Source organism: Luteibacter sp. RCC_6_2 (genome assembly GCF_041360655.1).
In the GTDB taxonomy this organism is placed as follows: Bacteria; Pseudomonadota; Gammaproteobacteria; order Xanthomonadales; family Rhodanobacteraceae; genus Luteibacter.
Genome location: NZ_JBFUPQ010000010.1, coordinates 106,886 through 125,900 on the forward strand (window position 1 = coordinate 106,886; position 19,015 = coordinate 125,900).

Below are 19,015 nucleotides of genomic sequence, written 5' to 3' on the forward strand. Positions count from 1 at the left end.
TGAACCATGGCTCGTGTTAAGCGTGGCGTTACCGCCCGTCGTCGTCACAAGAAGATCATCGGCCGTGCCAAGGGCTATTACAACGCCCGCCGCAAGGTATTCCGCGTAGCCAACCAGGCCGTCATCAAGGCCGGTCAGTACGCCTACATCGGCCGCAAGCAGCGCAAGCGTCAGTTCCGCGCCCTGTGGATCGTCCGTATCAATGCCGCCGCCCGGCAGTTCGGCCTGTCGTACAGCCGCCTGATCAATGGTCTGGCCAAGGCGCAGATCACCGTCGACCGCAAGGTCCTCGCCGACCTCGCCGTGCACGACATCAAGGCGTTTGGTGCGATCGCAGAGAAGGCCAAGGCCAGTCTGGCTGCGTAATCCGCTTTACCACGCGCGGTAGTCTTATCGCGCGATGATGGATGACGTGGGGAGAAGGCTTGCCTTCTCCCCACACTTTTTTGCGTGCCCGGAAAAAGCAGGAAAACCGATGGAATCGATCGAGCCTATCGACGCGTCCCTACGGGACATCGAATCCGCCCCCTCGCTCGAGGCGCTGGACGCCGTGCGTGTGGCCTTGCTGGGCAAGAACGGGGCGGTCACCGCGGCCCTGAAGGCCCTGGGTCAGCTTTCCGGCGACGAGCGCAAGGCGCGTGGCGCCGAGGTCAACCGCGCCAAGGAACGCCTCACCGACGCCATCGCCGCGCGCAAGCAGGCGCTGGAGCAGGCCGAACTGGACCGCCGCCTCGCTTCCGAGCGCATCGACGTGACCTTGCCGGGCCGCGACGGGGAATACGGTGGCATCCACCCGATCACCCGCGCGCTGGAGCGCATCGCCGACATCTTCGGCCGGCTCGGCTACCAGCGCGCCGACGGTCCCGAGATCGAGGACGACTGGTACAACTTCGAGGCGCTGAATTTCCCGCCGCATCATCCGGCGCGCGCCATGCACGACACCTTCTATTTCGGCGACGGGCGCCTGCTGCGCACGCATACCTCGCCGGTGCAGATCCGTTCGATGCAGGGCCGCCAGCCGCCCATCCGCATCATCGCGCCGGGCAAGGTCTACCGCAGCGATTCGGACCAGACCCATTCGCCGATGTTCCACCAGATCGAAGGCCTGCTGGTCGACGAGACCTCCAGCTTCGCCGACCTGAAGGGCACGCTGGCCGAGTTCGTGCGCGCGTTCTTCGAGCGCGATTTCGAGATGCGCTTCCGGCCGAGCTACTTCCCCTTCACCGAGCCCTCGGCCGAAGTCGACATCCGTTGGGATGCCGAGGACGGCAGCACGCGCTGGCTCGAAGTGCTCGGTTGCGGCATGGTGCATCCCACCGTGCTGAAGAACTGCGGCATCGATCCGGAGCGCTACACGGGTTTCGCCTTCGGCCTGGGCGTGGAGCGCTTCGCCATGCTTCGCTACGGCGTCGGCGACCTGCGCGCGTTCTTCGAGAACGACCTGCGATTCCTGCGCCAGTTCGCCTGACCCGCATCGACGCGAGGCCGGCTCTCCGGCCGGCCACGACTCCACGTTCAACGAGCTCGCTCCCATGAAATTCTCTGAAAACTGGCTGCGCGAACTGGTCGCCATCGACGCGGATCGCGCGGCGCTGGTCCACGCGCTCACGATGTCCGGCCTGGAAGTGGAAGAGGTCACGCCCCTGGGCGAAGGCCTCGACGGCGTCGTCGTCGCCGAGATCGTCGAGGCGACGAAGCACCCCGAAGCCGACCGGCTGCAGGTATGCAAGGTGGATGCGGGGCAGGGCGAACCGCTGCAGATCGTCTGCGGCGCACCCAACGCCCGTGTCGGCATCCGCGTGCCGCTGGCCACCGTCGGCGCGACGCTGCCGGGTGGAATCCAGATCAAGGCGGCGAAGCTGCGCGGCGTCGAATCGTACGGCATGCTCTGCTCGGCCAAGGAACTCGGCATCGACGCCGACGCCTCCGGGCTGCTCGAACTGCCGTCCGATGCGCCGGTCGGCAAACCGCTGGCCGAGTACATGGGCCTGCCCGATGCCAGCATCGAACTGAAGATCACCCCGAACCGTCCCGACGTGCTCGGCCTGCATGGCCTCGCCCACGACGTGGCGGCACTTTTCGGCAGCCAGGTGAAGGCGATCGGGACGACCGACGCGCCGGTCACCTCCAGTGCGTCCCGGTCCGTCAGGCTCGAAGCCGGAGCTGACGCGCCCCGTTACCTCGGCCGCGTGATCGAGGGCGTGGACGCGACCGCGCGATCGCCGCTGTGGCTCGCCGAGCGCCTGCGCCGCTCCGGCATCCGTCCGATCAGCGCCATCGTCGACATCACCCAATACGTGATGCTGGAACTCGGCCACCCCATGCACGCCTTCGACAACGACACCTTGTCGGGGGCCATCGTGGTTCGCCATGCCGACGTCGGCGAGCCCCTTAAACTGCTCGACGGCAGCGAGGCGACGCTCGATCCCTCGTTCGTCGTGATCGCGGATGAAGCGCATGCGCTCGCCGTCGGCGGCGTGATGGGCGGCCTCGATTCGCGCGTGACCGACACCACCCGGAACATCTTCCTGGAAGCCGCCCATTTCGCCCCCTCGGCGATCATGGGTCGCGCCCGCAAGCTTGGACTGCATACGGATGCCTCGCACCGCTACGAGCGCGGCGTCGATCCGGCGCTGCCGAAGCGTGCGATGGAGCGGGCCACCGAATTGATCCTGGCCATCGCGGGCGGGAAGGCCGGTCCGGTGACGGTCGCCGAGCGGCTGGAAGACCTGCGCGAGCACGCGCCGGTCCTGCTGCGTCATGCGCGCCTGCGCCGCGTGCTCGGCATCGAAGTGGCGGCCAACGAGGTCGCGCGCATCTTCACCGCGCTCGGCATGGGCGTGGTCGAGGTGGCGGACGGCTGGCGCATCACGCCGCCGAGCAGCCGTTTCGACATCGAGCGCGAGGAGGACCTCATCGAGGAGGTCGCCCGCATCCACGGCTACGAGCGCATTCCGACCCACGTGCCCGCCGGCGAGATCGCCCTGCGCGCCGAGCCGGAGGCCCGTCTCACCGAGATGGCCCTGCGCGACCAGCTGGCCGCCCGTGGCTATTTCGAGGCCGTGACGCTCTCCTTCGTGAGCGCCGACCTGCTGAAGACCTGGGGCGTGGACAAGGACCAGGTTCCCCTGGCCAACCCGCTGTCGGCCGATCTCGCCGTCATGCGTACCTCGCTCCTGCCGGGCCTGGTCGAGGCGCTGCGGCACAACCGCGCGCGCCAGCAGGACCGCGTACGCCTGTTCGAGGTCGCGCGCAGCTTCCATGCCACGGGTGGCGCACCCGATGAAATCGGCCGCGTCGCCGTCGTCGCCTCGGGTGGCGCGCGGGCGGAACAGTGGGGCGAGGCCTCGCGTACCGTCGACTTCTTCGACCTGAAGGGCGATCTCGATGCGTTGGTCGCCCACACGGGCGAGCCGGCGCGCTGGTCGGTGGACACCGCCGACCTGCCGTCGTGGCTGCACCCGGGCCGCGGTGCCCGCGTACTCCGCGATGGCCACCAGGCCGGCTTCCTGGGCGCGCTGCACCCGGCGCTGGCCAAGGCGCTCGACCTCGGCCCGGATGTCCACGTGATGGAACTGGCGTTGGAACCGATCTTGGCCCGTCGCTTGCCCAGCGCCAGCCGCGTCGCCCGTTTCCCGGCGGTTCGCCGCGACATCGCCGTGGAATTGCCGGAAGAAGTGTCCTGGGCTTCGGTCGAGGCCGCCGTGCGCAGCGCGCTGGGCGAGGTGCTCACGGAGATCCGCCTGTTCGACCGCTACGCGGGCAAGGGGATCGATGAAGGGCGAAAGAGTCTCGCTATGGGCTTGATTTTACAGGACGCTTCACGCACCCTTACCGACGACGATGCCGACGCTCGCGTGGCAGAAGCGGTGGGGGCATTGGAGAAGACATGCAAGGCAAGACTGCGAGGATAAGATGGCGCTGACCAAGGCGGAAATGGCCGAGCGGCTTTTCCTCGACGTGGGCCTCAACAAGCGCGAGGCCAAGGAATTCGTGGACGCGTATTTCGAGGTCGTGCGCGAGGCGCTGGAGCGGGGCGAGCAGGTGAAGTTGTCGGGCTTCGGCAATTTCGACCTTCGGCAGAAGAATCAGCGGCCCGGTCGGAATCCGAAGACCGGTGAGGAAATTCCCATCTCTGCCCGGCGGGTGGTCACCTTCCGTCCCGGCCAGAAACTCAAGGTAAGAGTCGAGGGCTATGCTGGATCCAGGGAATAACACCGAACTTCCGGCGATCCCGGCGAAGCGCTACTTCACCATCGGTGAGGTCAGCGAGCTTTGCGGCGTCAAGCCGCACGTCCTTCGCTACTGGGAGCAGGAGTTCCCGGCCCTCAAGCCCGTCAAGCGCCGCGGCAATCGCCGCTACTACCAGCGCCACGACGTGCTCATGATCCGCCAGATCCGTTCCTTGCTGTACGACGAGGGCTTCACCATCACCGGCGCCCGCGCCCGGCTGGAAGGCCCGCAGGCCCGCATGGAAGCCAGCATGTCGCACCAGATCGTCCGCCAGGTACGCCTGGAGCTCGAAGAAGTCCTGTCCCTCCTTCGTCGCTGATCCGCCTTCCGCAGATCGCGATGTTGCTGCTACAATCGTTTGCTCGTCGGGGTGTAGCGCAGCCTGGTAGCGCACTACGCTGGGGGTGTAGTGGTCGCGAGTTCGAATCTCGCCACCCCGACCATTATTCGAAAAGGCGTCCTTCGGGGCGCCTTTTTTCGTTTGCGAGGCAGCACGGCACATTGGTGCGAGGCGATCATCATCGTGGTTCGCTCCACATGGCTACCCCGCCCACCCGGCCCTGACTAGGCTGCGAGTCGTCGGCAATCCCTTCAAGGTCGGGATCGCCCGGTTCGACTCATGGCCGCCAAGGGGCACTCTCATGCGTTTTACAGCTATCGCCACGGCCTGCCTGCTCGGCCTGTCCATCGACGCCTACGCGGCCGACGTCACTTCGATTTCCCGCCTCGCCGCCGGACCGGGCGACACCCTCTTCGTCGCTGACTGGAAGGCGGCGAAGGTTCACGCGCTCCAGTTGCCCCCCGCGCCACGGCAGCCGGCGGGCACCGCGTTCAATATCCTCGACCTGGAGGCCCTGCTCTCGTCGCAGGTCGGCAACGCGAAGGTCACGATCGAGGACATGGTCGTCCGCCCGGGCACGGCCCAGGTATATGTCGCCACCAGCTATGGCCCCGATAAGGCGCCCGCATTGTTCGTGGTGACCAGCGACAAGCGTGCGCGTCGTATCGACTTGAAGTCGGCGCCCTCGACATCGGTCGCGCTTCGTGACGCGCCGACCTCGAACAGCCGGTTCTGGAAGCAGACGCCCGAGCGGAGCTTCACCGTCACCGACATGAAGTGGCGTGACGGCGAACTCTTCGTCGCCGGCCTTTCGAACCAGGATTTCGCCTCGACGCTCCGTCGGGTGCGTTATCCCTTCGACGCGAAACAGTCGATCACGTCCATCGAGATCTTCCATGGCGGCCACAACCTCATGGAAACGCGCGCACCCATCCGCGCGATGAGCTTCGCCAACCTAGGCGGCAAGCCCTACCTGGTCGCCGCCTATACGTGCACGCCCCTGGTGATCATCCCGCTCGATGACCTGAAGGACGGCGCGCACGTTCGCGGAAAGACCGTCGCCGAGCTGGGCTACGGCAATACGCCGGCGGGCATGGTCTCGTTCACCAGGATGGAGCAGGGCAAGGCGAGCGACTTCGTGATGCTGGTGAATTTCAACCGCGTGTCCGACGTCGTTTCCGTGGCTGAACTGGACGCGGCGCGCGCCCGGCCCGGTATCGAGAAACAGGTGCCGTTCGGCGAGATCACCGGCGTCAACGTGACCGAAGCGCCGCTTGCCGGTGCATTGCGCATCGATAACCTCGACGACAAGTCGTTCGCCGTCGTTCGCCGCGACCTCCAGCACGATGCGCTTCAGCTGGTGTCGATCGGGAAGGACCTGAGCTTCCGCATGTCCGACCACGTTTCGGAATACGCGTTCCCCGACTTCAGCTTCAAGGGTAACGAATTCCAGCAGCGGAACATCAAGCCGAGGCAGGACATGCTGCTGAAGGATGAAGAACTGCCGGACCTCGTCAAGGCGCCGGAGTGATTCGTGCACCTGCATCGGCTCCTGCTGGGCACGATCTTCGCGCTGGTGCTTCCGCAGGTCCAAGCGTGGCCGTTGGAGGCACCCGTCGTGACGGTACGGCCGTCCGCCACGGTGGTTCCCGCCAATATGTTGCGGCTTTCGCTCGAGTTCGCCACGGCGCCCGAGGGCCCCGTGCTTCCACGCATCGCACTGTCGCGTACTGATGGAAGCGAACTGCGGGAACCCTTCCTGGCCCAGGAACTGTGGTCGCCTGACGGACGCATCCTGACGCTTCTCATGCATCCCGGGCGCGTGAAGAGCGGCCTGGTTGCGCGGGAGGCGCTAGGACCGATCCTCGTGCCGGGAGACGATGTGGTGCTCACGCTCGACGGCCGTCCGCTCAAGCGATGGCACGTCGGGCCACCGGACCTGCATGGTCCGGTCGCGTCGGCGTGGAGCGTATTGCCGGTGTCGCCCTCGTCGAGGCAGTCCCTCGTGGTGCGGCTGGATGCGCCGGTCGATGGCAGGGATGCCGACTACATGGCCATTGCCGACGCGGATGACCGTCCCGTGGACGGCCATGCCGAACTGCTCGACGGCGAATCCACCTGGACCTTCACACCCGAGGCGCCTTGGCGCGCAGGCCGATACAAACTGATGGTTCGCGGCACTCTCGAAGATCCCGCAGGCAACCGTCTGAACGGCCACTTCGAGACGCCGCTCGATACACCCGATGCACCTGCCGTGGACGCCTCGGTCGTCTTCGACATCGGGTCACCTCCAGACGCTCCCTCTTCCCCAAGGACTTTCCGATGATTCGCACTCGCCGTTTCGCACGCGCTTGCCTCGCCGGCGCGCTGGCTTGTGGCATTGCCGCCGCCTTCGTCCCCGTCTCGACCTTCGCCGCCGCCCCGATCGTCCACACGCAGGCGCCGGGTTACTACCGCCTGATGGTCGGCGATGTCGAGGTTACCGCCCTGAATGACGGCACGATCGACTTCCCGATGGAGCAGCTGTTGATCGGCATTTCGTCCGAACAGATCGCGGCGGCGTACCGCAAGGCGTTCCAGACGCTGCCTGCGGAGTCGTCGATGAACCAGTTCCTCGTCAACACGGGCGCCAAGCTCGTGCTCGTCGACGCCGGTGCGGGTTCGTTCTACGGCCCGACCCTCGGCAATACGATCGACAACCTCAAGGCCGCGGGCTATTCACCCGACCAGGTCGACGAGGTCGTGATCACGCATATGCATGCCGACCATATCGGTGGCTTGCTGCGAAACGGCGAGCGCGCCTTTCCGAACGCGACCATCCGTCTCGACAAGGCCGAATACGATTTCTGGATGAACCCGGCCAATCGTGCGAAGGCGCCCGAAGGCGTACGGGTCAGCTTCGACGTCGCCCAGAAGGTCTTCGCGCCGTACATCGCCGCCGGCAAGGTGCAGGTCTTCAAGGGCGCCGCGGAGATCGCGCCCGGTATCCGTGCCGTCGCCGCGCCGGGGCATACGCCGGGACACAGCTTCTATGTCGTGGAAAGCAAGGGAGCCACCCTGGTGCTGTGGGGCGATGTCGTGCATTCCGCGGCGGTGCAGTTCCGCGATCCCTTCGTGCGGATCGCCTGGGACAGCGACAACCACGAAGCCGAGCGCGCCCGCGAGGCGGCGTTCGCCGACGCGGCGAAGAACGGCTACATGATCGGGGCGGCGCACTTGCCGTTCCCCTCGTTCGGGCATGTCGCACGGGCGGAAGACGGCAAGGGCTATGTCTATGTGCCACTGAACTACACGCAGAACCGCCCGGGCAGGTAACGGGGCTCAAGCTTCCGGCTCCCCCGCCGCTAAACTTGCGAAGCCGCAAGGCCAGCCCGGGGGCGCCATGAGCATCGAAGACATCATCCGCGAGGAGGACATCGGGGTCTACAAGACCCTGCTGGAGTCCACGCGCGCCATCCCCTGGAAGATCGAGTGGGAGACCCTGCGCTTCGCCTACATAGGCCCGCAGATCGAGGAATTGCTGGGTTGGGCGCCCCAGTCGTGGGCCACGGTGCAGGACTGGGCCGATCGCATGCATCCGGAAGACCGCGCATGGGTCTTCGACTTCTGCGTCGCCCAGTCGCAGGCCGGGATCGATCACGAAGCGGATTACCGTGCCTTACGCAAGGATGGCGAGTACGTCTGGATTCGCGACGTCGTGCACGTGGTGCGCAATCCGGATGGAACTCCGAACGCGCTGGTCGGCTTCATGTTCGACATCAGCGAGCGCAAGCGTACTGAAGAACGCCTGCTCGACATGCAGCGTGAGCTCGAGGAATTGTCGTTCAAGGACGGCCTCACCGGCGTCGCCAATCGGCGCCGCTTCGACATGATCGTGGAGAACGAGTGGCGGGATGCGATGGCGGCCAGGCAAGCCATCTCGGCCGTCGTGCTCGACATCGACTTCTTCAAGCAATACAACGATCACTACGGGCACCTGGAAGGCGACGAGTGCCTGAAACGCGTGGCGGCGACACTCGCCGGCATCGTACGAAGCCCACGCGACCTGCTATGCCGGTTCGGTGGCGAGGAATTCGTGCTGTTGCTGCCGGACACGGACGAAGCCACCGCCATGGCGCTGGCCTGGCGCTGTCTCGACCTGGTCGACAAGGCACTGATTCCGCATGCCGGCGTGGGCCCCGGAAAGCGCCTGACCCTGAGCGCGGGCGTGCACACCGCCATTCCCACGGAACGCGATGAAGTTCTGCCGTTCATCGCGGTAGCCGACCGCCGCTTGTACCTCGCCAAGGAACGTGGCCGCGCTCGCGTCGTCGCCGATGGTGGCTTTTAGGCGGATTCTTTCGTCGTCAGGCGCAAATCCGGGTGGGAACCCGCGTCCGGGTAGGTAACCCACAATCCGGGTGGGAAGCCGCTTCAGCGGCGATGGGTGCTTGCCGTAATCTTGCCCGCTGCCGCGGGATCGCCGACAGGGTCGGCGCCCACCCCGCTCGGCACCGCTCTCCGTCCCTCAGTAAAGCGCGCGAGCCCGCAACGTCCCCTCGATCGCCGCCAGTTCGTTACGCAACGCGGCGGCGTGTTCTTCAGTGGTGGTGACGTCGATCACCACGTAGCCGACCTGCGACGAGGTTTGCAGGTACTGGCCATCGATGTTCACGGCGGCACGCGAAAACACCTCGTTCACGCGTGACAACACGCCCGGGATATTGCGGTGGATATGCAGCAGGCGACGGCTCGTCGGATGCCCCGGCAGCGACACCTCCGGGAAATTCACGGCCGATAGCGTGCTGCCGTTGTCGCTGTAACGGACCAGCTTCGAAGCCACTTCGATGCCGATGTTCTCCTGCGCCTCGGCCGTGCTGCCGCCGACGTGCGGGGTCAGGATCACGTTGTCCATGCCGACGAGCGGCGAGACGAAAGGATCGTCGTTGCCCTTGGGTTCCACCGGGAAGACGTCGATCGCCGCCCCGGCGAGATGCTTCGAACGCAGGGCGGCGGCCAGCGCGTCGATGTCGACCACCGTGCCGCGCGAGGCGTTCACCAGCATGGAGCCGGGGCGCATGCGTGCGATTTCCGCCGCGCCGATGAGGTTTCGCGTCTGCGGCGTTTCGGGTACGTGCAGCGTCACCACGTCGGCGCGTTCGAGAAGGTCGTCGAGGCTCGCCGCCGGGCGGGCATTGCCGAGCGAAAGCTTCGCTTCGACGTCGTGGAAGATCACGCGCATGCCCAGCGATTCCGCCAGAACGCCGACCTGGGTGCCGATGTGGCCGTAACCGACGATGCCCAGCACCTTGTCGCGCACCTCGAAGCTGCCCGCCGCCGACTTCGACCAGCCACCCCGATGGCATTCGGCGTTTTTCTCGGGAATGCGGCGGACCAGCATGATGGTTTCGGCGATGACCAGTTCGGCCACGCTACGGGTATTGGAGTAGGGGGCGTTGAACACCGGTACGCCCAACCGTTCGGCTTCGGCCGTATCGACCTGGTTGGTGCCGATGCAGAAGCAGCCCACCGCGATCAGGCGCCGCGCCTCCGCCAGTACCCCGGCGGTGAGGTGGGTGCGCGAGCGGATGCCGACGATATGCGCGTCCGCGATGCGCTCGCGAAGATCGTCCTCGGGCAGCGACTTTTCGTGGAACTCGATCTGCGAGTACCCGGCCTGTCGGAAGGTATCCAGGGCGCTCCGGCTGACGCCTTCGAGCAGCAAGACCTTGATGTCTTCTTTCGGGTACGACGTGCGCTTCATGATTCGGGGCGGTCCTTGGACGAAGGCTCCACTATGCCAGATACCCGCGGAGAGGCGGACCATGGACGGTCGCCGCCTTGGCTGGCACGCTGGGGCCCCCGCCGAGCGAATCGCCCCATGACCGACCCACGCCTGTCCGAGCTTGCCCGCCTCCTGCCGGAACTGAAGATATCGACCGACCCCGGCGACCTGGAGCATCACGGTCGCGACTGGACCCGGCGCTGGACGCCGGCGCCGCTCGCGATCGCCTGGCCCTCGTCCATCGACGAGGTGCAAGGCGTCGTGCGCTGGGCGAACGGGCAGGACGTCGCCATCGTGCCCTCGGGTGGCCGTACCGGCCTGTCGGGCGGTGCCGTGGCGGCGAAGGGAGAACTGGTGCTCAGCCTCGACCGGATGAACCGGGTACTCGATTTCGACCCGATCGACCGCACGCTCACGGTGCAGCCGGGCATCGCGCTGGAGGCGGTTCACAACGCCGCACGTGAGCGGGGGTTGCTCTACCCGGTCGACTTCGCCGCCCGCGGGTCGTGCCAGATCGGCGGCAATATCGCCACCAATGCAGGCGGCATCCGGGTAATCCGTTATGGCAATACCCGCCAGTGGGTCGCCGGACTCAAGGTGGTGACCGGCACGGGTGAGGTGCTCGACCTCAATCGAGGCCTGGTCAAGAACGCTTCCGGCTACGATCTTCGCCACCTCGTCATCGGATCGGAAGGCACGCTCGGCATCGTGGTCGAGGCCACGTTGTCGCTCACCTCGCCACCGCCAGCTTCGCAGGTGATGCTGCTGGCGGTGCCCGCGATGGATGCGCTGATGAAGGTCTTCGCGGAAGCGCGGCACCGGCTTCGCCTGGAGGCCTTCGAGTTCTTCACCGACAGGGCATTGCATCATGTGCTCGCGCACGGTGCGCAACGGCCATTCGACGAGACGTATCCTTTCTACGTGGTCACCGAGTTCGACGCGGCCGACGAGCGCGCGGAAGCCGATGCGCTGGCCTTCTTCGAGTCCTGCCTCGGTGAGGGCTGGGTGGTCGATGGCGCGATCAGCTCGAGCGAAGGGCAGGCCGCCGCGTTGTGGCGCCTGCGTGAGGGCATCACGGAAAGCCTGGCGCCGCACAAGCCCTACAAGAACGATGTGTCGGTGCGGATTTCCGCCGTGCCGGCGTTCATGGCGGAGATGCAGGACCTGCTGTCCGCCGAGTACCCGCATTTCGACGTGGTGTGGTTCGGTCACATCGGCGATGGAAACCTGCATATCAATGTGCTGAAGCCGGCCGATCTCGACAACGCGATGTTCGTCGCGCAGTGCGAGCACGTGACCTCGATGCTGGTGGACACCCTGGCACGGCACGGCGGCTCGATCTCCGCGGAACACGGCATCGGGCTGGTGAAGAAGCCCTGGCTGGGCAGCGTCCGCAGCGAGGCCGAGATCGCCCTGATGCGCGGCATCAAAGCGGTGTGGGACCCCAACGGCATCATGAACCCCGGCAAGCTCCTGTAGAGCCGCATCCGCCGCTCCGGCGAGAGTGCCTCGATGCCGATGCCGATGCCGATGCGCTGCTGCGACCCGACCCTGTCGGCGATTCCGCAGTGCTCGGGTGGGAAGCCGCTTCAGCGGCGATGGGTGCTTGCCTCGACCTGGCCCGCTGCCGCGGGATCGCCGACAAGGTCGGCTCCCACCACAGCTCTCCACCACGATCCTCACCACGTGTGGCGTCCCGCCTCCCGCCCGGTTAGCCTTTCCTTCTTCCCAACTCCCCAGGACCCCGCCTCATGGCCCAGGATTCCCCCGCCCTTTACCCGGCGATCGAGCCGTACAACAGCGGCATGCTCAAGGTGTCGCCGCTGCATACCCTCTACTACGAGGAAAGCGGCAACCCCAAGGGCAAGCCGGTGGTCTTCCTGCATGGTGGACCGGGCGGTGGCACGAATCCGCGCTGCCGGCGTTTCTTCGATCCGGCGAAATACCGCATCGTGCTGTTCGACCAGCGCGGATGTGGCAAGTCCACGCCACACGCCGAACTGACCGACAACACCACCTGGGACCTCGTCGCCGACATCGAACGCGTGCGGGAACACCTGGGTATCGATCGTTGGCAGGTGTTCGGCGGATCGTGGGGTTCCACCCTGGCCCTGGCCTACGCAGAAACGCATCCGGACCGCGTCACCGAACTGGTGTTGCGCGGCATCTTCATGCTTCGCCGTTCGGAGCTGGAATGGTTCTACCAGGACGGTTGCAGCCAGCTCTATCCCGACGCATGGGAAACCTACCTTGGCGCGATCCCGCAAGCGGAACACGGCGACCTCATCAGCGCCTACCATCGCCGCCTGACCAGTGCCGACCCGGCGGTACGTGTCGCCGCGGCGCGCGCGTGGTCGGTGTGGGAAGGGGCGACGAGCTACCTCTACCAGGACCCGGGCCATATCGCGTCCAGCGGCGAGGACGAGTTCGCTCTGGCCTTCGCGCGGATCGAATGCCATTACTTCGTCAACGCCGGCTTCTTCGAGGTCGACGGGCAGTTGCTTCGCGACGTGCACACGATCCGGCACATCCCGACGGTGATCGTGCAGGGGCGTTACGACGTGGTATGTCCCGCGCGCAGCGCGTGGGATTTGCATCGCGCTTTCCCGGAAGCCGACCTGAGGATCGTGCAGGATGCCGGGCACTCGGCGTTCGAGCCGGGTATCGCGCGGGAGTTGGTGAGTGCGACGGATCGCTTCGCCGGCTGACGAAGTCGGTAGCGGGCCGCTCTACTGTGGGAGCCGCTTCAGCGGCGATGGGTGCTTGCGGGAACCTTGCCCGCTGCCGCGGGATCGCCGCTGAAGCGGCTCCCACCAGGTTGAGGCAATCCCACCAGGTTGAGGCAATCCCACCAGGTTGAGGCAATCCCACCAGGTTGCCCGGAAGGGAAGGGGCGCCCGGCGGGATCGCCGGGCGCCGTTGGATCAGAACAAGCCGAGCGGCAGGGTCAGCAGGTCGACCACGAAGCCGTCGTGGTCGGACGAGCCGATGGCCTTGTGCACGTCGGTGGCCGATGCCGAATCGTCCAGCGTCTGTACCGGCGCGTCGAGGTTGCCGCGGCCGTACTTCATCTGCAGGAACAGGCCCTGCGCGACCGTGTTGAGCAGCGCGTGGTCGAGCACCTGGTGGGTCGGTACCTGGCGCGGGCTCTGGCCCTGGATGTTGCCGAAGTTCTCGGTGAACAGGAACGAATAGCGGTCATCCGGCGGCACCGAGTTCACGGCGTTCCAGAGTGCCGGCTTCACCAGGTTCGTGCCGAGCTTCAGCAGGTTCTGGCTGTCGTCGTAACGGCCGGAGATCAGGCCGACCACGTCGGTGAAGCCGTCGCTGAACTGGTAGGCGTTGAAGTCGCCGACCACCAGCAGGGGAGCGAGCCGGTTCTTGCGGTCGGTCTGGATCGCCTGCACCTGGGTCGCCAGCGACTTCGCTTGCAGGAAGCGCTTCTGGCGGTCGCGATCGGCCGTGCTGCCGGTCTTGTCCACGTTCTGGCGTGCCTTCGGATGGACCGCGATCACGTTGATGCGCATCCGTCCGACGATCGACGGCACTTCCGCGCTCAGCAGCAGCGGCGGGTGGTCGTGGATGAACGCCGTCTGGCCCTGGTCCTGCCAGGTCTCGTCGGCGCCGAGCTGGCGGACGTCGAGCACGCGCACGCGGTCCGTGCGGACGAGGAAGCCCACGTTGATGCCGCTGGGATCGTGACCCGGCTGCAGGATCGCTTCGTACTGCACCGGATAATCGTCACCCAGCTGCTTGGCCAGGCCCTGCAACACCTGCAGGCTCTTCACTTCCTCCACCGAGAGGATGTCCGGCAGCTTCAGCACGCCGCCGATATAGGCCGACAGGCGCTGGGTCTTCAGCTTCACCTCGTCCGCCGTCGGCTCGGTGTCGCCGCCGCTGCAGGTGAAGGTCGTGTTGAAGTCCGTGTCGCAGAAACGCTCGGTATTCAGTCCACCAACGCGCACCGCGTAGAACGGACGCGGATCGACCGCGCGCGGTAACGTGGCCGCCTTCTTGATGTCGACCTTCGTCGGGATGAAGGTGTACATGCCGAAGGCGTACGACATCACGCCTTCCGCGCGGAAGGTGGTGCCCGCGTTGAAGGGCGTGTTCGGTGCGACGGCGCCGAAGTCGGCGGTGTTCATCTTGAACACCTGCGGGTTACCCGACCAGTTCGGCAGGTTCACGCCGTCCGGCACGGGTACCGTGTAGCGCACGCCCGGCTCGCGCAAGGAACGTTTGCCGTTGGCGGTGACGTACACCTCGGCGAACGGTTCGTTGCTGAAGCGCAGGTTGCCCGTGGTGATCATGCCGTTGTCGATCGTGACGCGCATGCCGACATAGCACTGGAAATTCGTCTCGCCGCAAGACAATGCATTCGGGTCCGACGACGGCACGTTGTTGCCGAACGTCACGGCCTTCGGCAGGCGGGCGCCATGCATCGTGGTGGTGATGTCGGCGTTCTTCAGTTCGGGCAGGTTGAAGTAGTTGTCGACCGTCGCTTCGACGTCGACCACGTCGCCGGCCTTCACGCCGGGAGCCTTGCTGGTGAAGACGTAGATGCCGTTGGAGGTCAGGCGGTCGTCGTCGGCGCGGTTGTCCGGCGTCTGCATCGTGAAGCCGGCGGGACCCACGGCGGTGACGATGTTGCCGTGCGTCGCCACGCGCTTGCCGACCAGCGGCGACACCTGCCCGCGGCCGGTGACCTGCCAGATCTCGGCGGCGATGGGGATCTCGTTGAGGATGGCGCCGATGGCGGAGGCCTTGGCGATCGTCACGTCGCCGCCGGAGACGTCCGACAGGTTCACGCGGAACGCCTTGTCCGGACCGGCGGCCTTGGCGCCGTGCACGGTGACCTCGACGGTGCCGCTGGTGGCACCGGCCGGGATGGTCAGCGTGGTGTCGATGGCGTCGTAATCGCCGGCGGCGACGGTGGCCGTGTCGTCGGCGGTCGCGGCATGGACGGTGACGTCGGTCGGGGCAGGCTCGCTCAGCGACACCGTGAACGGCATCTGCTGGTCGTCGCCGTTACGCACGCTGATCGTCGCATCGGCGATCGACAGGCTGCGGCCCAGCACCGCGCACGGCGACGTGCTGGCGCGGGGCGCGGTCGGCGCGACCTTCACCCAGTCGGCCGAATTGTCGCCGGTGGATTGCGGCAAGCCGTTGCCGGTGGTCTTGCGGGAGTAGCCCTGGTCGGTGTTCGAGCTGCCGAGGCTGGTCAGGGGCGTGCCGAGCTTATAGGCCGAGCCGGCGCTGAGGCCGACCTGGTCGATCGTCGCACCCGATCCGTCGAGCAGGGCGATGCCGCCGTCGTCGGTGACGCCGGTCGAATACTTGACGTCCGGCACGACGCTGCCGGAGTAGCCCGAACTGGCGCCATTGGCCAGCAGCAGGAAGCAGCCCGGCGCCACCGTGGTGCCGGCGGGAAGGGTCAGGCGCGTGCCGGTGGTGCCGCTGGCGTTCGAGGCGTTGAGCTTGTAGCCCGAGACGTCCAGCGGTGCGGCGCCGGTGTTCTGCAGCTCGACGAATTCATCGTTGCCGCCGGCCGGGCCGCGGACGCGGAACTGGGTGATGGATAGATCGGCCGCCTGCAACGGAAGTACGGCGGTGAGTCCTGCCAGCGCTGCCCAGATGGCGCGCCGTGACGTGGTCGAACGCATTCGATGTCCCCTCGAGTCGTTGATGGTCGCGACCCGAAAGCACCGCGCCAACCCCTGGCGTAGCGTTCCCCTGCCGGTTCGCTCGCGGAGTGTGCCTCAGTTTTATGACAGCGGGATGTGACGGAAACGGCGACTCCGGCGCTCAGGCCGGTTTTTGCTTGGTCCCGAAGATCTTGTCGCCGGCATCGCCCAGACCGGGGAGGATGTAGCCCAGTTCGTTCAGGCGATCGTCGATCGAGGCCACGTAGATCTCGATGTCGGGATGGGCGGCCTCGATGCGCTTCAGTCCTTCCGGGGCCGCGACCAGGAACAGGCCCTTGATCTTCCGGGCACCGGCGGCCTTGAGCATGTCGACGGTCGCGACCAGGGTGCCCGCGGTGGCGAGCATGGGGTCGACGATGATCGCGGTGCGCTCGTCCATGCCCCCGCTGAGCTTCTCGTAATAGGTGACGGGCTCGAGGGTTTCCTCGTCGCGCTGGAGGCCGACGACGCTGACCTTCGCGGCGGGAATCATTTCCAGGACACCCGTGAGCATGCCGAGGCCGGCGCGCAGGATAGGCACGATGGTGACCTTCTTGCCCTTGATGTGGGTGACCTCGACCGGGCCTGCCCAGCCTTCGATGGTCTTGCACTCCGTCTCCATGTCCGCCGTGGCCTCATAGGTCAGCAGCGCCGCGACCTCGGAAGCGAGCTCACGGAATTCCTTCGTGCTGATCCCGGCGCGGCGCATGAGGCCGAGCTTGTGCTGGATGAGGGGATGGCGGACTTCGACGATTTTCATGGGGGCGCGGATTCGGCGGCGATGATGCGGGAATTGTCGCATGGTGGCTCTGGTGGGAGCCGACCTTGTCGGCGATCCCCCGGCAGCGGGCCAGGTCACGGCAAGCACCCATCGCCGCTTAAGCGGCTCCCACAAAAGCGGCTCCCACACGAAGGCAGTGCTCTTGTGGGAGCCGACTTTGTCGGCGATCCCGCGGCAGCGGGCCAGGTCACGGCGAGCACCCATCGCCGCTGAAGCGGCTCCCACAAAAGCGGCTCCCACACAAAGCGGCTCCCACAAAAGCTCAGCCCTTGAGGCAGGTGCTCATGAACGCCTTGCGCTCGTCGCCTTTCAGGGTCTTCGCGGAAGCATCCTTGTTGCAGGATTTCATCTTGTCCTGCTGTGTGGTCTTGGCCGGCGACTCGCCTTTCAGGCAGCTGCTCATGAACGTCTTCCGCTCGTCGCCCTTCTTGCCGGCGGCTTGCGAATTACACGCACCCATGCGCTGCTGTTGCGGCGTGAGGTCCTTCTTGGCGGGTGCTTGCTGCGGCGCGGCGACCGCGCCGGCAGCGAAGGCGAGGAGGGAGGCAACGGCGATGACACGAAGCTGCGTACGCATGGCAAACCCCTACGTGACGCCGGCAATCCGGCCGGTGGAGCTTACGCCGGTCAGGCCGCCTTCGTCGACGAGGCCGAGCGGCGCGGGCCTTCCTTCAATGCGTGGCGGATTTCGTCCACGATGAGGTCGACCTCGGCACTCGTGACGCGGAAGTGCGGGGTGAAGCGCAGCGAGTTCGCGCCGCCGTGGATCACGCCAATGCCGCGCTCGCGCATGTATTCCTCGGTGGAACCCTCGCCATAGCACTTGAACTCCGGCGCCAGTTCGCAGGAGAACAGCAGCCCCGTGCCCTGCACCTTGGTGATCAGGCCACCGAGCTCGCCCTTCAACGCCTCGACCTTGCGGACGAATTCCTGGCCGCGTTCGCGGATATTGCGGCGGACCTCGTCGGTGAGTTCCAGCAAAGTGGCCACGGCGACGTCGAGCGCGCGCGGATTCGCGGTCATCGTGTTGCCGTAGATGCCCTTGCGGTAGAGGCCCGCCACGCGGTCGGTCACGGCAAGCACGGAAAGCGGGTATTGGCCGGCATTGAGTGCCTTGGAGAAGGTCTCCATGTCCGGCGCTTCCAGCGACTCGAAGCCCGGGTAGTCCACGATCGACAGGACACCGTGAGCGCGCAACCCCGCCTGGATCGAGTCGACCAGCAGCAAGGTGCCGTGCTCGCGCGTGAGTTCACGCGCGGCGGCATAGAACTCCGGCGTGAGCGCGCGGCCCGGATCGCCTTCGCCCATCACGGGTTCCAGGAACATCGCTTCGATGAACCAGCCCTGGCGGTCCGCTTCGGCGAACGCCGCCTTCAACTGGGCCACGTTGTACGGCTCGACCGTGATCAGGCTGTCCTCGTTGCGGAAGCTCGCCAGGTGTTGCTGGTAGTTCCGGCGCGAGGAATCCGAATAGAGGGCGGGACGTTCGGTGCGGCCGTGGAAGGCGCCCTTCACGGCCAGCCGCTTGATCGTGCGCGCCGCATGGCGCGCGCCCGGGTCCGTCATCAGGCGCGCATTGACGTCGGCGATGCGCGCCGCCAGCGTGACCGATTCCGACCCGGAGTTGAGGAACATGAAATGGGAATAAGGGCTGCCGCCGCGCGTCCGGCCCAGTTCCTCGAACAAGGCGTTGGACAGCCGCAACTGCGAGACGTTGGCCGTCATCACGTTGGCCATCACTTGCGGACGCGACATGGCCTCGACGATGTGCTCGGGATTGTGGCCGAAGCCGAGCATGCCGTAGCCACCGTTGTCGTGCAGCACGGCGCCCTTCAGCGTCACGATCCATGGCCCGCGCGCGGCGGCCGGCACATAGGGGTTCACGCCGTCGTCGGGATAGAAGTTGACCAGGGACGACTGCACGCGCTGGATCTGTTCGGCCTCGTCGAGGCGAAGCAGGTCGCCGAAGTCGGCGCGCAGGGCCTGGTGATAGGCGGCGGCGTCTTCGATGGCGCGAACGAGGGTGGGATCGGTCGCGGCGAAACGCTCGATCGTTTCATCCGGCAGGCCACGCGTGCGCGGCGTGCCGCCGAAGTCGCGCATACCGCGCAGAAGATCGATGACGCCCATAACCCACTCCTCGACTGGTGACGCGGCCCTGTTTCGATCCAATCCCTAAGGGCTCGCTAAGTATCTATATGTAAAGGGATTAT

At 66.2% G+C, this 19,015-nt stretch carries 16 protein-coding genes and 1 tRNA gene; 12 read left to right on the forward strand and 5 right to left on the reverse strand.

The features are described from left to right. Window positions 1-6 precede the first annotated feature (6 nt). The 10 genes from rplT (at window position 7) to AB6730_RS12685 (ending at window position 8,903) form a co-directional block, all read left to right on the forward strand. Window positions 7-366: a 50S ribosomal protein L20 gene (rplT, locus tag AB6730_RS12640; RefSeq protein WP_306850326.1), complete on the forward strand. Its 360-nt coding sequence runs from the start codon at window positions 7-9 to the stop codon at window positions 364-366. A gap of 109 nt (window positions 367-475) precedes the next feature. Beyond that, complete coding sequence (gene pheS, locus AB6730_RS12645; protein ID WP_371023953.1) at window positions 476-1,468, forward strand: phenylalanine--tRNA ligase subunit alpha; 993 nt, start codon at window positions 476-478, stop codon at window positions 1,466-1,468. Window positions 1,469-1,532: 64 nt separating this feature from the next. Further along, window positions 1,533-3,914, forward strand: a complete 2,382-nt coding sequence (gene pheT / locus AB6730_RS12650; protein ID WP_371023954.1) for a phenylalanine--tRNA ligase subunit beta — start codon at window positions 1,533-1,535, stop codon at window positions 3,912-3,914. Between the two features lies 1 nt (window position 3,915). Then, window positions 3,916-4,215 (forward strand): integration host factor subunit alpha, encoded by a 300-nt coding sequence (gene ihfA / locus AB6730_RS12655; protein WP_036114917.1) that lies wholly within the window; start codon window positions 3,916-3,918, stop codon window positions 4,213-4,215. After that, window positions 4,196-4,552, forward strand: coding sequence for a MerR family transcriptional regulator (locus AB6730_RS12660; RefSeq protein ID WP_306850338.1), 357 nt, complete (start codon window positions 4,196-4,198; stop codon window positions 4,550-4,552). Before ihfA ends, AB6730_RS12660 begins: the two co-directional genes overlap by 20 nt. A 47-nt stretch (window positions 4,553-4,599) precedes the next feature. After that, window positions 4,600-4,676 (forward strand) — tRNA-Pro (locus AB6730_RS12665). Between the two features lie 198 nt (window positions 4,677-4,874). Further along, entirely contained in the window at window positions 4,875-6,104 is a 1,230-nt protein-coding gene (locus AB6730_RS12670) for a hypothetical protein (protein WP_371023955.1), read from the forward strand. A 3-nt stretch (window positions 6,105-6,107) separates the two neighbouring features. After that, window positions 6,108-6,899 (forward strand): hypothetical protein, encoded by a 792-nt coding sequence (locus tag AB6730_RS12675; RefSeq protein ID WP_371023956.1) that lies wholly within the window; start codon window positions 6,108-6,110, stop codon window positions 6,897-6,899. Then, window positions 6,896-7,888, forward strand: coding sequence for an MBL fold metallo-hydrolase (locus AB6730_RS12680; protein ID WP_371023957.1), 993 nt, complete (start codon window positions 6,896-6,898; stop codon window positions 7,886-7,888). Before AB6730_RS12675 ends, AB6730_RS12680 begins: the two co-directional genes overlap by 4 nt. A 67-nt stretch (window positions 7,889-7,955) precedes the next feature. Then, window positions 7,956-8,903 (forward strand): GGDEF domain-containing protein, encoded by a 948-nt coding sequence (locus AB6730_RS12685; RefSeq protein WP_371023958.1) that lies wholly within the window; start codon window positions 7,956-7,958, stop codon window positions 8,901-8,903. A 177-nt stretch (window positions 8,904-9,080) separates the two neighbouring features. Here the strand turns inward: AB6730_RS12685 and serA are convergent, their stop codons facing one another. Next, window positions 9,081-10,316, reverse strand: coding sequence for a phosphoglycerate dehydrogenase (gene serA / locus AB6730_RS12690; RefSeq protein WP_371023959.1), 1,236 nt, complete (start codon window positions 10,314-10,316; stop codon window positions 9,081-9,083). A gap of 117 nt (window positions 10,317-10,433) precedes the next feature. Here serA and AB6730_RS12695 point away from each other — a divergent pair, with 117 nt between their 5' ends. Beyond that, window positions 10,434-11,816 carry an FAD-binding oxidoreductase gene (locus tag AB6730_RS12695; RefSeq protein WP_371023960.1) on the forward strand — a complete coding sequence of 461 codons (1,383 nt, stop codon included), beginning with the start codon at window positions 10,434-10,436 and terminating at the stop codon, window positions 11,814-11,816. A 272-nt stretch (window positions 11,817-12,088) separates the two neighbouring features. After that, complete coding sequence (pip, locus tag AB6730_RS12700) at window positions 12,089-13,045, forward strand: prolyl aminopeptidase (protein ID WP_371023961.1); 957 nt, start codon at window positions 12,089-12,091, stop codon at window positions 13,043-13,045. Window positions 13,046-13,261: 216 nt separating this feature from the next. Here pip and AB6730_RS12705 read toward each other — a convergent pair whose 3' ends face one another. The 4 genes from AB6730_RS12705 to AB6730_RS12720 all read right to left on the reverse strand — a co-directional run bounded on the left by AB6730_RS12705 (window position 13,262) and on the right by AB6730_RS12720 (window position 18,932). Then, window positions 13,262-16,000: a lamin tail domain-containing protein gene (locus tag AB6730_RS12705; RefSeq protein ID WP_371023962.1), complete on the reverse strand. Its 2,739-nt coding sequence runs from the start codon at window positions 15,998-16,000 to the stop codon at window positions 13,262-13,264. 142 nt (window positions 16,001-16,142) lie between these two features. After that, a complete protein-coding gene (gene upp, locus AB6730_RS12710; RefSeq protein ID WP_371023963.1) occupies window positions 16,143-16,781 on the reverse strand; it encodes a uracil phosphoribosyltransferase in 639 nt (212 codons plus the stop codon). Between the two features lie 283 nt (window positions 16,782-17,064). After that, entirely contained in the window at window positions 17,065-17,379 is a 315-nt protein-coding gene (locus tag AB6730_RS12715) for a PsiF family protein (protein WP_371023964.1), read from the reverse strand. Window positions 17,380-17,429: 50 nt separating this feature from the next. After that, window positions 17,430-18,932: an aminotransferase class III-fold pyridoxal phosphate-dependent enzyme gene (locus tag AB6730_RS12720; protein WP_371023965.1), complete on the reverse strand. Its 1,503-nt coding sequence runs from the start codon at window positions 18,930-18,932 to the stop codon at window positions 17,430-17,432. Window positions 18,933-19,015 lie beyond the last annotated feature (83 nt).

Bases quoted from the DNA above. Each gene is read 5' to 3' on its own strand.
- AB6730_RS12705 (WP_371023962.1), bottom strand. From the start codon at position 16,000: ATGCGTTCGACCACGTCACGGCGCGCCATCTGGGCAGCGCTGGCAGGA.
- AB6730_RS12670 (WP_371023955.1), top strand. From the start codon at position 4,875: ATGCGTTTTACAGCTATCGCCACGGCCTGCCTGCTCGGCCTGTCCATC.
- pip (WP_371023961.1), top strand. From the start codon at position 12,089: ATGGCCCAGGATTCCCCCGCCCTTTACCCGGCGATCGAGCCGTACAAC.
- ihfA (WP_036114917.1), top strand. From the start codon at position 3,916: ATGGCGCTGACCAAGGCGGAAATGGCCGAGCGGCTTTTCCTCGACGTG.
- AB6730_RS12720 (WP_371023965.1), bottom strand. From the start codon at position 18,932: ATGGGCGTCATCGATCTTCTGCGCGGTATGCGCGACTTCGGCGGCACG.
- AB6730_RS12695 (WP_371023960.1), top strand. From the start codon at position 10,434: ATGACCGACCCACGCCTGTCCGAGCTTGCCCGCCTCCTGCCGGAACTG.
- AB6730_RS12685 (WP_371023958.1), top strand. From the start codon at position 7,956: ATGAGCATCGAAGACATCATCCGCGAGGAGGACATCGGGGTCTACAAG.
- AB6730_RS12715 (WP_371023964.1), bottom strand. From the start codon at position 17,379: ATGCGTACGCAGCTTCGTGTCATCGCCGTTGCCTCCCTCCTCGCCTTC.
- serA (WP_371023959.1), bottom strand. From the start codon at position 10,316: ATGAAGCGCACGTCGTACCCGAAAGAAGACATCAAGGTCTTGCTGCTC.
- rplT (WP_306850326.1), top strand. From the start codon at position 7: ATGGCTCGTGTTAAGCGTGGCGTTACCGCCCGTCGTCGTCACAAGAAG.
- AB6730_RS12680 (WP_371023957.1), top strand. From the start codon at position 6,896: ATGATTCGCACTCGCCGTTTCGCACGCGCTTGCCTCGCCGGCGCGCTG.
- pheT (WP_371023954.1), top strand. From the start codon at position 1,533: ATGAAATTCTCTGAAAACTGGCTGCGCGAACTGGTCGCCATCGACGCG.
- upp (WP_371023963.1), bottom strand. From the start codon at position 16,781: ATGAAAATCGTCGAAGTCCGCCATCCCCTCATCCAGCACAAGCTCGGC.
- AB6730_RS12660 (WP_306850338.1), top strand. From the start codon at position 4,196: ATGCTGGATCCAGGGAATAACACCGAACTTCCGGCGATCCCGGCGAAG.
- pheS (WP_371023953.1), top strand. From the start codon at position 476: ATGGAATCGATCGAGCCTATCGACGCGTCCCTACGGGACATCGAATCC.